This is a genomic window from Sorangium sp. So ce295 (genome assembly GCF_051527405.1).
GTDB lineage: Bacteria > Myxococcota_A > Polyangia > Polyangiales > Polyangiaceae > Sorangium > Sorangium cellulosum_B.
In genome coordinates this window covers 9,997,611-10,009,916 of sequence record NZ_CP150324.1, presented here as the reverse complement: position 1 = coordinate 10,009,916, position 12,306 = coordinate 9,997,611, and the positions used below count along the sequence as shown (strand labels likewise).

Sequence of the window (12,306 nt, the reverse complement as noted above, 5' to 3'; positions counted from 1 at the left end):
GCGCAGCCGCTTTGCTAGGAGATGATCATGCCCGTCGAACGCCCTGCCCTGAACCCCAGCGATCTCGAGCCCCGCACCGGCTCGACGTACCCCGAGCCGTTTCCCGCGCGCGTCACGCCGCGCGAGAAGCGCGCGCTCGGCGACGCGCTCGGCCTGACGAAGATCGGCGTCAACCTCACCACGCTCTTCCCGGGCAAGGCGTCGGCGCTTCGGCACTACCACTCTCACGAGGACGAGCTCGTCTTCGTGCTGGAGGGCGAGGTGGTGCTGCGCACGGACGACGGCGAGCAGGTGCTCACGGCGGGTCAGTGCGCGGGTTTTCCGGCCGGCGCGCGCGACGGGCATCACCTCGTCAACCGCAGCGCCGCGCCCGCGCGTTACCTCGAGATCAGCAACCGCGATCCCGAAGACAGTGTCGAGTATCCCGACGAGGACCTCGCCTTCCGCAAGGTGGGCGGCGAGTACGCCTTCACGCACAAGGACGGAACACCTTACTGAGTGGATGAGTTGGTGAATGACCGCCGCGAGAGGTGGGCTCGGGTCCACGCGGCGCCGGGACGCAGCGCAGAGCAGAGCAGGTCCGCCGCGCGCCGGCGCGGGTTGTCTAGAACACCAATATCATGTTGAAACCCGGAGAGTTTTCACAGGGAGGCGAGGAGGCGGGGAGGAAGAAGAAAATGAATTTCTCCCTCTTGCCGTCTCTCGCTCCCCGCCTCCCCGTCTCCCTGTGAAATTCCTGCTTTTTCTCGGGGTTTCAAGCCGCTTGTCGCTCTAGATCTCCAGCTGCGGTCCGCCGTCCAGAACCAACAGGTCGAGATCGCGGAGCTGCTCGCGGTCGCCCACGACGTCGATCCGGGCGATCTTCCCCTGCGCGAGGGTGAAGCGGAGCACCCGGAAGAGCCTTCCTTTCGGCGCCACGACGATGCCCACCGTGCCGTCCACGAGGGCGGGGCGGGCGAATTTGGCGCCGCGCGCGGCGGGGATCGCCTGCTTGGCCCACGCGCGCGCCCCGCGGATCTCGCCCCCGGCCGGGGGCTCGACCGTGGCGTCGGAGTGGACCACGACGTCCGGATCGAGGATCGCCACGAGCGCGTCGAAGTCGCCGCCGCGCATGGCCGCGATGAAGGCGTCGACGACCTCGCGCTGGCGGCCGACGTCGGCGTCCGGGGACGGGGGTGCTCCTTGCACGCGGCGGCGGGCGCGGCTCGCGAGCTGCCTCGCCGCGGCCGGGGAGCGGCCCACGATGGCGGCGATCTCCTCGAAGGGCACCGCGAACAGATCGTGCAGCACGAAGGCGAGGCGCTCGGCGGGGGTCAGCGTGTCGAGCACCACGAGCAACGCGAGGCCGACCGAGTCGGCCAGCACCGCCTCGCGCTCGGGGTCGGTCCCGGCCTCGCGGTCCGCGGCGGGGTCGGGCGCGGCCATCGGGTCCTCGCGCCGCGCCTTGCGCGAGCGCAGCATGTCGAGGCACACCCGCGCCACGACCGTCGTCAGCCACCCGCCCAGGTTCTCGACGCCGCTCGTGTCGGCGCGGCTCAGGTGCAGCCAGGACTCCTGCACGGCGTCCTCCGCCTCGCTCAGGGAGCCGAGCATCCGGTACGCCACGGCCTGCAGATGGGCCCGGTGGGCCTCGAACCGCTCCGCCAGCCAACTATTTTCATCCATCGGTCACACTCCCTCGTCGTGCTTCGTCATGGCTGTGACGGACGAACCCTAGCCGATGTGACGACGCGAACGGACGTTCCGCGCGCCGTCACCGTTGGCGAGCACACCCGAACGCCTCGAGAGGAGCACGAACATGCTGAAAGCACGGATGAAGAACCCCGCGATGGTCATCCCCGACGTCATGCAGCCGATCTACGCCCTGGTCGGCGCGGTGAAGAAGAGCGGTGTGCCGGCGCGGACGCTCGAGCTCGTCCACCTGCGGGTGAGCCAGATCAACGGGTGCGGCTTCTGCGTCGACATCGGCGCGCGCGAGATGAAGAAGACGGGCGAGACCGACGAGCGCATGTTCGCCGTGGCGGCGTGGCGCGAGGCGCCCTATTTCACCGACGCGGAGCGCGCCGCGCTGGCGCTCGCCGAGGCCGCGACGAGGCTCAGCGACCGCGCGGATCCGGTGCCCGACGCCGTCTGGGAGGAGGCCGCGCGGCATTACGACGAGCCGGCGCTCGCGGCGCTGACCCTGCACATCGGGCTGGTCAACCTCTTCAATCGGTTCAACGTGACAACGAGGCAGATCGCCGGCTCGATGAAGCTGGATGCGCGCGCGGACAACCGCTGACGGGGAGAAGCCGTGGGATTAGCGTCCTAGGAGCGACCAGAAAGGGCGCTCATGTCCCGGCGCGCGGTGAGCCATGCGGTCCCGGCGGCGGCCAGGAGCGCGGCGGCGCCGAGGAGATAGAGCCGGCGCAGGGCGACCCCCGTCTTGTCGGGATCGAAATCGGGGAGCGAGCTCCGCGAGCCGCGCGGCAAGACCCAGGCGTCGCTCCCGCCGCCGATCGCGCGCATGGCGCGCCCGAGCGTCTTCTCGGGCGCCATCCGGCTCTGAACGTACATGATCCAGCGGCCCAGCGGGGTATGCCCCTTCGGCTTCTGCTCCATCGACGTGATGACGCGGCCGAGCTCGGCGGCCGTCTCGGCCGCGCTCCCCTCGCCCGGCAAACGGGCCCATTCCCCGTGACCCGGCAACACCCACGCGAACCTCAGCCACCCGGCCTCCGCCGCGGCGAGCAGATACCGCACCGAGCGGATCTGGCGCTCCCAGTCCTCCCAGCATTGCAATCGGTGCGCCACGAGCTGACCCAGGAAGCGCGAGTAGCTCAGGTGATCGCCGGTGAACAGGAAGCGGCCTCGATAGAGGAGGCATAACGAGCCCGGCGTGTGCCCGGGCTGCGGCAATAGCATGAACTCGGCCTCTCTGGCCGCCTCTCTCGAGAGCGGCTCCCCCTCGAGCGAGAGCGGGCCGAGCTCGTTCCCGGGCTTGATCTCCACGTCGCCGGTCGAGGGCATGTACGTGGTCTCACGGAGGTTCACGTCCGCGGCGCCGAGGATGCGGCGGCAACCCGGGAAGCGGCTGGCGAACTCGGCGTGGTGGTTCGTATGGTCCTGGTGCGTCAGAAAGAGCCATCGCACGCCGCCGTGCTCCGCGAGCCAGCGGAAGACCTCCTCGCTCGGCTTCGGGGGATCGATCAGCACCCCGCCTCCGTCGCGCTCGATGAAATAGGACAGGGCGCCGAAGTTCTTGACGGATGGCTGTCCGATGACCCAGACATGATCCTCGATGGGCCGCGGAAAGCCGCGCCAGGGTGACCCGAGATCGCCCCGGCGAACCGGCGCCGCGCCCGGCTTGAGCGTGATGGCGCCGAACGGGCACGCCGCGACCGCCGTCCGCGCCGCCATCAGCTCTTCCTTGCTCCGCGGCTGCCGCAGCACACCCGTGAAGGCGCCCTGCTCGTGGGAGTCCGGCAGCACCGAGAGGCGGCGGCCTCCCCGGAGGTCGCTGGCCGGCACCACCTCGCCGAGGAGCTCGGGCGCGAAGTTCCGGCACGTGCCGGCGCCGCAGCACTTGCGTGTAACGAATAGCTCTCCCCACTCCTCAACCTGCATTTCGTCTTGCATCGCGGTACCTCGTGGATGGCAATGGCCTGTAGCGCATCTCTCAGCCGAGCTCGGAGCTCTCCATTTCTTCGCTGCCAGCCGTGGCAACGTCAACGACGAGGGTAGGTTCTCCCGCTGCGCTTGACCAGGTAGCGGCGGGCGAATGGCCTGTTCGACCAGGCTGCACAATGTTCGATTTCGACGCGATGGCGACGTTCGTGGAGGTGGTGCAGCTCGGGAGCTTCAGCGCGGCGGCGAAGGCGCTGCGGCCGCCGCGTTCGACGCTCAGCCAGCGTGTGGCCCGCCTCGAGGCGTCGCTCGGCGTGCGACTCCTCGAGCGCACGATGGCTCGGTCCGGTTTGGTTCGGCGCTCATGGTGCCTGACGAGCTGACGGGTGCGGGGGGACAGCTCGCGAAGGAACCCGCTCGGTCGCCGATCAGCGCGGAGACGACCACTGCCTTGTCGCGCAGCAGAGGTCGCCCGAAAAAATCCCCACAGGGAGGATCGCTGGTCGCATTCCGTCCTGCTCGACACTACGATGAGGCCCCGACAGCAGCGCCCCTGAAGGATGTGAGGGGGGCAATGATGGAGCTGCGGGATTACACGCTGGAAAAGGTAATCTACGACGGCACCGAGACACGGGTATGGCGCGCGGTCCATGTCCCCTCGGGGGCGCGCGTGGCGATCAAGATCCCGGTGGCCGAGGTGGCCAGTCCGCGCGTGATGGGGCGGCTGATCCACGAGCACCAGGTGCTCATGCAGCTCGCAGAGGTGCCCGGGGTGGCGCGCGCACGGGCGCTGGAGCAGCGGGGCGGCTCTGCGGCCCTGGTGCTGGAGGATCCTGGCCTCGGGTCGCTCGATCGCCTGCTCGCCAGGCAGGGGCGCGTGCCGGTCGGGGCAGCGCTGCGGCTCGGCCGGCTCCTGTCACGGGTGCTCGAGGGCGTGCACGCCGCCGGCGTGATGCACAAGGACATCAAGCCGCAAAACGTGCTGGTGGACGAGGCGTGCGAGAGGGTCACGCTGCTCGACTTCGGCATCGCCTCGCTGCTGTCCCAGGAGGCGACCGAGGCGAGCATTCCCGAGGCGCTGGAGGGGACGCTCGTCTATATTTCCCCGGAGCAGACGGGGCGCACGGCGCGCGCGCTCGATACGCGCACGGACCTGTACTCGCTGGGGGTGACGCTCTTCGAGGTCATGTCGGGGCGGCTGCCGTTCACGGAGCGCGATCCGCTCTCGCTTGTGCACGCGCACCTGGCCAAGGACCCGCCTCCGCTCGACGCCGTCGCCCCGGAGGTGCCGAGCGCCGTGGCAGCCATCATTGCGAAGCTCCTGGCCAAGGATCCCGAGCGGCGCTACCAGACGGCCCGCGGCGCGGCGGAGGATCTGGAGGAGGCCCTCCGTCAATGGGACGAGCGGGGCGCGGTGGAGCCGTTCGGCCTGGGAAGAAAGGACTTCTCGCGCAAGCTCCGGTTGCCGCAGGTGCTGGTCGGGCGGGAGCGCGATGTCGAGCGGGTGGGCGAGTCCTTTGCGCGCGCCGCGCAGGGCACGACGGAGCTCCTGCTCGTCGGCGGCCCCTCGGGCATCGGCAAGACGGCGCTGGTGCGCACCGTCTACAGGGATATCGCGCAGGCAGGGCGCGGGCTGCTGATCGCGGGAAAGCACGATCAGCTGGCGCGGTCGACGCCTTATGCGGCGCTGGCGCAGGCGTTCGGGGCGCTGATGCGCCAATGGCTCTCCAGCTCGGAGGCGGTGCTCGAGGCCTGGCAGGAGCGGATCCGGCGCGAGGTCGGGGACAACGCGCGGCTCATCGCGGACGTGGTGCCGGAGCTCGACCTGGTCATGGGCAAGCTGCCGCCGGTGCCGCCGGTGGAGGGCGAGCAGGTGCTCAACCGGCAGAAGCTGACGTGGCTGAACTTCGTGCGAGCCGTCACGGCGCCGAACCCGCCCCTTGTGATGTTCCTGGACGACATGCAATGGGCCGACAGCGCCACGCTGATCATCCTGCAGACATTGCTGACGGACGTGGAGCGCAAATCGCTGCTGGTGATCGCGGCGTACCGCGACAACGAGGCGCCGCCCGAGCACCCGCTGTGGAAGCTCGTGGAGGCGGTGGAGAAGAGCGAGGCGAACGTCTCGCGGATGACGGTGGGCCCGCTGTCGGCAGAGCAGGTGCAAAAGTGGTGCTCGCGGACGCTGGAGAGCGAGCCCGCGCGGGTGGAGCCGCTGGCGCGCGTGCTCTCGCGCAAGACCCGCGGAAACCCCTTCTTCCTGGAGCAGCTGCTGCTCTCCCTGCACCGGCAGAAGCAGGTGGTGAGGGACCCGGAGACCGGGGCGTGGCGGTGGGAGCAATCGTCGCTGGAGAAGGCGGGCGTCACCGACAACGTGGTGGCGCTCCTGACCGGCAAGGTGCGTGAGATGCCCGAGCCGACGCAGCAGCTCCTGGGGCTCGCGGCCTGCGCAGGCCACACCTTCCACCTGCACGACCTGGAGCGGCTCAGCGGGTGGGAGCGCGCCCGCGTGACGGGGGCGTTATGGCCGGCGCTGGACGCCGAGCTCGTGGTGCCTGTCGACGGGGCCTACCGCCCCGCGCAGGCGCTCGGGGTCATCGGCGCGGCGGCGATGGACGCGGCGTACCGGTTCCTGCACGACCGCGTGCAGCAGGCGAGTTACGAGCGGATCTCGCCGGAGCAGCGGGTGCTCGCGCACCTCGAGATCGGCCGCCGGCTGGAGGCGCGCCATCGCGCCGAGGGGGGGACGGTCCAGCAATTCCTGGAGCTCGTGCGGCACCTGAACCTGGGCGCGGCGCGGCTCGAGTCCGTGGAGGAGCGCAAGGAGCTCGCGCGGCTGAACCTGGAGGCCGCGCGCGCCGCGAAGGCGGCGAGCTCGTACCGGTTGATGACCCACCTGCTGGACAGCGCCCAGGCGCTCCTCGGCGAGCGGGCCTGGGAGCAGGAGCGCGCGCTGTCGGTGGAGATCGGGCTCGAGCGCCTGGAGGCCGCCTACCTGCTGCGGGAGTTCGACGACGTCGAGGCGCGGGCGCTCGCCTTGCTGGACAGGCCTCTGCCGGAGGTCGCCTGGCTCTCGGCGCAGGAGATCCGCACGCGCTGCTGCGTCGCCACGGGCCAGTACACGCGGGGAATCGGGCTCGGGATGGCCGCCCTCGCGAAGCAGGGCATCACGTTCCCCGACACGGACGAGGCGTGCCAGATCGCGCTCCTGCGAGAGTCCACAGCGCTGGATCAATGGCTCGATCACGAGCCGGACGGGTTCGAGCGAATGCAGGTCGATCCGTCGCTGGAGCACCGGCTCATCGACGCCCTGATGACGCAGGCGCAGCTCTGCGCGATCTACGGTGGCCGGCCGATGCTGTATTCGCTCGTCATCGCCCGCATCGTGTCCGAGGCGATACGGCGGGACGCGCTCACGCCCGCCGCCACCTTCATGATCTGCAGCTTCGCCAACGCGTGGTCGGTGGCGACGGGCATGTATCGCCGCACCATGCGCTGGCTCACGCCCGGGGTGCGCGCCGCGGAGCGCGTGGGCTCCCCGATGCTCCCCGAGTGCCTCGCGCTCAAGGGGATCTACATGGGCCACTCGAGGCCCATCGATGAGGCGTCCCCCGTCTATGAGCAAGCCATCGCGGCCGGCCTGAAGATCGGGTCGTTTCAAGGCACGAGCTGGGGGCTCCTGTGCGACTTGCTCTATTACCGGCTATGGCGCGGCCTGCCGCTCGGCCAGGTCGATGCGCAGCACAAGGCGCGCTGGGAGCTGGTGCAGCGCGCAGGGGACGCCGTCGGACGACACCACTTCGAGCTGGTCGCGTCCTTCTGCGAGGTCTTGATGTCTCCTGACGGCGCCAGGCGCCTCCTGGAGGAGGAGCCGTTGCCGCGAGGTTCTCGCTCCCTCCTCGCCGACGGGGACAGGTACACCGGAGGGTTCGCTCGTACCCTGGAAGGGTATCTGTTCTGCGCCGTCGGCAAGTGGGAGCGGGCGCTGTCGAGGATGCGGGAGGCGGAGCAGTTCCAGGCGGATCTCCTCGGGATCCCGATGGTGACGGACATCGCGCTCTTTCTCGCGCTCGCAGCAGCGAAATGCTGGCCTGACGCCATGACGAGCGAGGAGCGGGCGCGGCTGCGGCAGCATATCGAGCACAGCCTCGCGCGATTGCGCTACTTCACCGAGGGCTGCGAGGCCAATTTCCTCCACAAGCTGCGCCTCGGCGAGGCGGAGTACGCCCGCGTCCTCGGCAAGCCCGAGGAGGCAGCGGCCAGATACGACGAGGCCATCGAGCTGGCCCGCGAGCACCGCTTCCTGCACATCGAGGCCCTGGCGGCCCAGCTCGCCGCCGAGTCTCGGCTGGAGGCGGGCAAGAGCCATGTCGGGGTGATGTACCTGCGCGAGGCGCGCGACGCCTACGCGCGCTGGGGTGCTGACGCGGTGGTCGCCCATCTGAACGCGAGGTACCCCGCCGTGCTCAAGGCGTCCATGCACGAGTCGGCCTCCGACCGAACGACCGTGACGGCGACCACCACGACAACGGGCGGGTCCACGGGCGCGCATTTCGACGTGAAGACCGCGGTGCGCGCGGCGCAGGCGCTCGCGGGTGAGCTCGACCCGGGGCGCGTGGTGGGCCGGCTGATGGAGCTCACGCTGGAGAACGCGGGGGCGCAGCGCGGCGCCCTGGTGCTCAGCGAAGGGGAGGCGCTCTCGGTCGTGGCTCGTTTATGGGTGGAGGGGACCCGCATCGAGGCGGGCCTGTCGGAGCCTCTCGGGCAGAGCCACGACGTGCCGGTGGCGGTGGTGCAATATGCGGCCCGCACGGGCGAGCCGGTGGTGACGGGCGACGCGAGGTCCGACGCGCGCTTCGCCGGCGACCCGTACCTCGCATTGCACGCGGTGCTCTCGCTGCTGGCGCTGCCCTTGACGCACCGGGGCCACGTGGTGGGCGTGCTCTACCTGGAGCACCGCGACGTGCCGTCGGCGTTCCCTCCGGCGCGCGTGGAGCTCCTGTCGGTGCTCGCCTCGCAGGCGGCGATCGCCGTCGAGAACGCCGTGCTCTACCGGGACCAGGAGGTCAAGATCCAGGAGCGGACGGCGGAGCTGCGGATCGCCAAGGAGGCGGCCGACCGCGCCAATCGCGCCAAGAGCGATTTCCTCTCCAGCATGAGCCATGAGCTGCGCACGCCCCTCAATGGCATCCTGGGGTACGCTCAGTTCCTCATGCGAGCGCCCGAGCTCTCGCCGAAGAGCCGCGAAGGGGTGCAGATCGTGAAGAGATCGGGCGAGCACCTGCTGGCGTTGCTCAACGACCTCCTGGACCTGGCGAAGATCGAGGCCGGCAAGATGGAGCTCGTCCCCCGGAGGTTCGACTTTCCCTCCTTCGTGCACAACGTTGTGGATCTCTGCGGCGTGCGCGCCGAACAGAGGGGCATCGCCTTCACCCACGAGGTGCGGGGTCCGGCGCTCGCCGCCGTGCACGCGGACGAGAAGCGCTTGACGCAGGTGCTCCTGAACCTGCTCGGCAACGCCATCAAGTTCACCGAGCGCGGCGCGGTCACCCTGCTCGTCGACGTTCTGACCGAGGGTCGAGATGGGCAGCGCGACGTGCGCTTCCGGATCGAGGACACGGGCGCCGGCATCGCCCCGCAGCACCTCGCGCGCATCTTCGAGCCCTTCGAGCAGGTGGGAGACCAGCGCGCGAAGAGCGAGGGCACCGGGCTCGGCCTCGCCATCAGCAAGAGGATCATCGAGCAGCTGGGCGGGACCATCCATGTCGAGAGCGAGCTCGGCAAAGGCAGCGCGTTTACCGTGACGCTCACGCTCGCCGAGGCGCTCTCTTCCGCGGCCGCCGACGAGGCCCCGGCGTGGGCCACGATCACCGGGTATCGCGGCGAGCGCCGCACGATCCTCGTCGTGGACGACAACCCCGGCAACCGCGCCCTGTTCTGCGATCTGCTGATCCCCATCGGCTTCGACCTCGTCGAGGCCGACGGCGGCGAATCCGCGCTGCGACTCGCCCTGGAGCACAGGCCGGCGCTGATCCTGATGGACCTGGCCATGCCGGGCCTGGACGGCTATGAGACCACGCGCCGCCTTCGGCGGATGCCCGAGCTCGACGGGGTGGTGATCCTGGCCTCGTCGGCGAACGTCACCGCCGCCGAACAGCCGAAGGGGGCCCACGCCGGCTGGGACGACTTCTTGCCGAAGCCGGTGCATGCCAGCCTGCTCTTCGAGAAGATCGCGCGTTTCCTGCGCGTGGAATGGACGCATGAGCCGGTGAACGCCGCCGCCTCCACGGCGGTGAAGGGGGATGACGCGCTGGTGCCGCCCTCGGCCGAACAGCTCTCGCTGCTGTCGCGGCTTGTGGCGTCGGGCCGTATCCGGAAGGTGCTCGCGGAGGCGGAGCGGATGCAGCAAGATGAGCCGCGACTCGGCCCCTGGCTCGATCAGCTCCAGACGCTGGCGCGGACGTACCAGATGCGGAAGCTGCAGGAGTTCGTCGAGGAGCATGCCTCGGTAGGCCAGGTGGTGGCCGACGGTCAGCGATCATGAGCAGAGCCTCCGCGCCCGGCGCTCGCGAGGCCACGATCCTCATCGTGGACGACATGCCCGCCAACCTGGCCCTGCTCGTGGATCACCTGGAATCCGCGGGTCACCAGGCGCTCGCCGCCGAGGACGCGGAGGCGGCCCTGAAGCGGGCCAGCCTCATGAAACCCGACCTGATCCTGCTGGACGTGGTGATGCCCGGGATCGACGGGTTCGAGACCTGCCGGCGACTGAAGGCGGCCGAGGGCACCCGAGACATCCCGGTCATCTTCATGACGTGCCTCGGAGAAGTGGCGGACAAGCTCGTGGGGTTCGAGGCGGGGGGCGTCGATTACATCACCAAGCCGTTCGAGATTGAAGAGGTGCTTGCGCGGATCAGGACACACCTGAGCTTGCGCGAGGCGCAGAAGGAGCTCGAAGCGAAGAACGCGCAGCTCCTGCGCGCCCACCAGGAGCTCGAACAACGGGTGCGGGAGCGCACGGCCGAGCTGGCGAGCTCGAACGCCGCCCTCGAGGCGGAGAACGCCGAGCGCCGGCGCGCGGAGGTTGCTTTGCGCGAGAGCCAGCACCTGCTTCAGGCCATCATCGACAACTCCACGGCGGTCATCTACGTCAAGGACCTCGAAGGACGCTTTTTGATGGTCAACCGCCGCTACGAAGAGCTGTTCCATGTGACCGCGCGATCGATCGCCGGCAAGACCGACTATGATTTGTTCCCCGCGGAGCGCGCCGACGCATTTCGCGCTTTCGACAAGCGGGTGGCGGCGGTCGGGGGGCCGCTGGAGATGGAAGAGATCGTGCCCCAGGACGATGGGCTCCACACGTACATCTCGATCAAGTGCCCGCTCTTCGATGAGTCGGGCCGGGCGTATGCGGTTTGCGGGATCTCCACGGACATCAGCGATCGAAAGCGGACCGAGGCGGAGCGGGAGATGCTCCTCTCTCGCGAGCAGGCGGCGCGGGCGGAGCTCGAGCGCACCGGGCGGCTGAAGGACGAGTTCCTGGCGCTCTTGAGCCACGAGCTGCGGACGCCGCTCACCGCGATCCTCGGCTGGTCGCAGCTGCTCCGCATGCGCGGCCCGTCGGACGAGATCCTGGGCCGGGCGCTCGGGACGATCGAGCGGAACGCGCGGGCGCAATCCAAGCTCGTCGACGATCTCCTGGACATGTCGCGCATCATCGGCGGGCGGCTGAGCCTCGACGTGGAGGTGGTCGATCTGGTCGAGATGCTCGAAACGCTGCTGGAATCCGCGGAGCCGGCGGCAAAGGCGAAGGGGATCCGCCTGGAGCTCAGCGTCGAGTCGGCCGGGGAACAGGTCATGGGCGACCCGAATCGCCTCCAGCAGATCGTGTGGAATCTGGTCAGCAACGCGATGAAGTTCACGCGGCAAGGCGGGCAGGTGAAGGTATCGCTGCGCCGCGAGGGGACGTACGCGCGCCTCGCGGTGAGCGACACGGGGATCGGCATCGCGCCGGAGTTCTTGCCGTACGTATTCGAGCAATTCCGGCAAGCGGACGCCTCGACCACGCGCGAGTACGGCGGGCTGGGTCTGGGTCTCTCGATCGTGCGGCACCTGGTGGAGCTGCACGGGGGGACGGTGAAGGCGACAAGCGCGGGGAAGGATCAGGGGGCGAGCTTCACGGTGAAGCTGCCGCTCTCGGCCAAGCAGGCCGAGGCGCTGGCCGGAGGAGAGCCGCCGCCGGCGCCGCAGCGCCGGCCGTCATGGCACCGCGCCGGGGAGCTCTTGAGCCTGAAGGGGGTGCGGGTGCTGGTGGTGGACGACGAGCCGGACACGCGAGAGCTGCTCCTCCGGATACTGGCGGAGTGCCAGGCGGAGGTGCGGACAGCGGGCTCGGTCGTGGAGGCGCTGGCGGAGCTGGAGCGGGACCAGCCGACGGTCCTGGTGAGCGACATCGGTATGCCGCACGAGGGCGGGTATGAGCTGATCCAGAAGGTGCGGCAGTTGCCGGAAGAGCGTGGGGGGAGCGTGCCGGCGCTGGCGTTGACCGCGTTTGCGCGCGCCGAGGATCGCGCGCGGGCGCTCACGGCCGGATACCAGATGCACCTGGCCAAGCCGGTGAAGCCACCGGATCTGGTGGCGCACGTGGCGACGTTGGCCGGGCGAATCCATGGCGGGGCGAGGTGAGGATCGACGCCTCCT

7 protein-coding genes are annotated in these 12,306 nt (G+C 69.7%); 5 read left to right on the top strand and 2 right to left on the bottom strand.

Annotated features, from left to right (window positions below; all coding sequences use genetic code 11):
• The first annotated feature begins 27 nt into the window (after positions 1-27).
• The gene (locus tag WMF11_RS37955; protein WP_437974253.1) at positions 28-498 is read left to right on the top strand and encodes a cupin domain-containing protein; all 471 of its coding nucleotides are present in this window, start codon (positions 28-30) and stop codon (positions 496-498) included.
• Positions 499-771: 273 nt separating this feature from the next.
• On the opposite strand, the gene WMF11_RS37950 is transcribed toward WMF11_RS37955, so the two are convergent.
• Positions 772-1,665: a sigma-70 family RNA polymerase sigma factor gene (locus WMF11_RS37950; protein ID WP_437904038.1), complete on the bottom strand. Its 894-nt coding sequence runs from the start codon at positions 1,663-1,665 to the stop codon at positions 772-774.
• 136 nt (positions 1,666-1,801) lie between these two features.
• Between WMF11_RS37950 and WMF11_RS37945 the strand changes: the two genes are divergently transcribed.
• A complete protein-coding gene (locus WMF11_RS37945) occupies positions 1,802-2,281 on the top strand; it encodes a carboxymuconolactone decarboxylase family protein (protein ID WP_437555562.1) in 480 nt (159 codons plus the stop codon).
• A gap of 26 nt (positions 2,282-2,307) precedes the next feature.
• Here the strand turns inward: WMF11_RS37945 and WMF11_RS37940 are convergent, their stop codons facing one another.
• On the bottom strand, positions 2,308-3,618 hold the full coding sequence (locus WMF11_RS37940) for an MBL fold metallo-hydrolase (RefSeq protein ID WP_437974252.1): 1,311 nt from the start codon (positions 3,616-3,618) through the stop codon (positions 2,308-2,310).
• Between the two features lie 167 nt (positions 3,619-3,785).
• Here WMF11_RS37940 and WMF11_RS37935 point away from each other — a divergent pair, with 167 nt between their 5' ends.
• The 3 genes from WMF11_RS37935 (at position 3,786) to WMF11_RS37925 (ending at position 12,291) form a co-directional block, all read left to right on the top strand.
• Positions 3,786-3,989 carry a helix-turn-helix domain-containing protein gene (locus tag WMF11_RS37935; protein WP_437904036.1) on the top strand — a complete coding sequence of 68 codons (204 nt, stop codon included), beginning with the start codon at positions 3,786-3,788 and terminating at the stop codon, positions 3,987-3,989.
• A gap of 191 nt (positions 3,990-4,180) precedes the next feature.
• Positions 4,181-10,150 (top strand): AAA family ATPase, encoded by a 5,970-nt coding sequence (locus WMF11_RS37930; protein ID WP_437974251.1) that lies wholly within the window; start codon positions 4,181-4,183, stop codon positions 10,148-10,150.
• Positions 10,147-12,291: a response regulator gene (locus WMF11_RS37925; protein WP_437974250.1), complete on the top strand. Its 2,145-nt coding sequence runs from the start codon at positions 10,147-10,149 to the stop codon at positions 12,289-12,291. Before WMF11_RS37930 ends, WMF11_RS37925 begins: the two co-directional genes overlap by 4 nt.
• The last annotated feature ends 15 nt before the right edge of the window (positions 12,292-12,306 follow it).

Coding starts and splice junctions, on each gene's coding strand:
- WMF11_RS37955 (WP_437974253.1), top strand. CDS start 28: ATGCCCGTCGAACGCCCTGCCCTGAACCCCAGCGATCTCGAGCCCCGC.
- WMF11_RS37950 (WP_437904038.1), bottom strand. CDS start 1,665: ATGGATGAAAATAGTTGGCTGGCGGAGCGGTTCGAGGCCCACCGGGCC.
- WMF11_RS37940 (WP_437974252.1), bottom strand. CDS start 3,618: ATGCAAGACGAAATGCAGGTTGAGGAGTGGGGAGAGCTATTCGTTACA.
- WMF11_RS37935 (WP_437904036.1), top strand. CDS start 3,786: ATGTTCGATTTCGACGCGATGGCGACGTTCGTGGAGGTGGTGCAGCTC.
- WMF11_RS37930 (WP_437974251.1), top strand. CDS start 4,181: ATGATGGAGCTGCGGGATTACACGCTGGAAAAGGTAATCTACGACGGC.
- WMF11_RS37925 (WP_437974250.1), top strand. CDS start 10,147: ATGAGCAGAGCCTCCGCGCCCGGCGCTCGCGAGGCCACGATCCTCATC.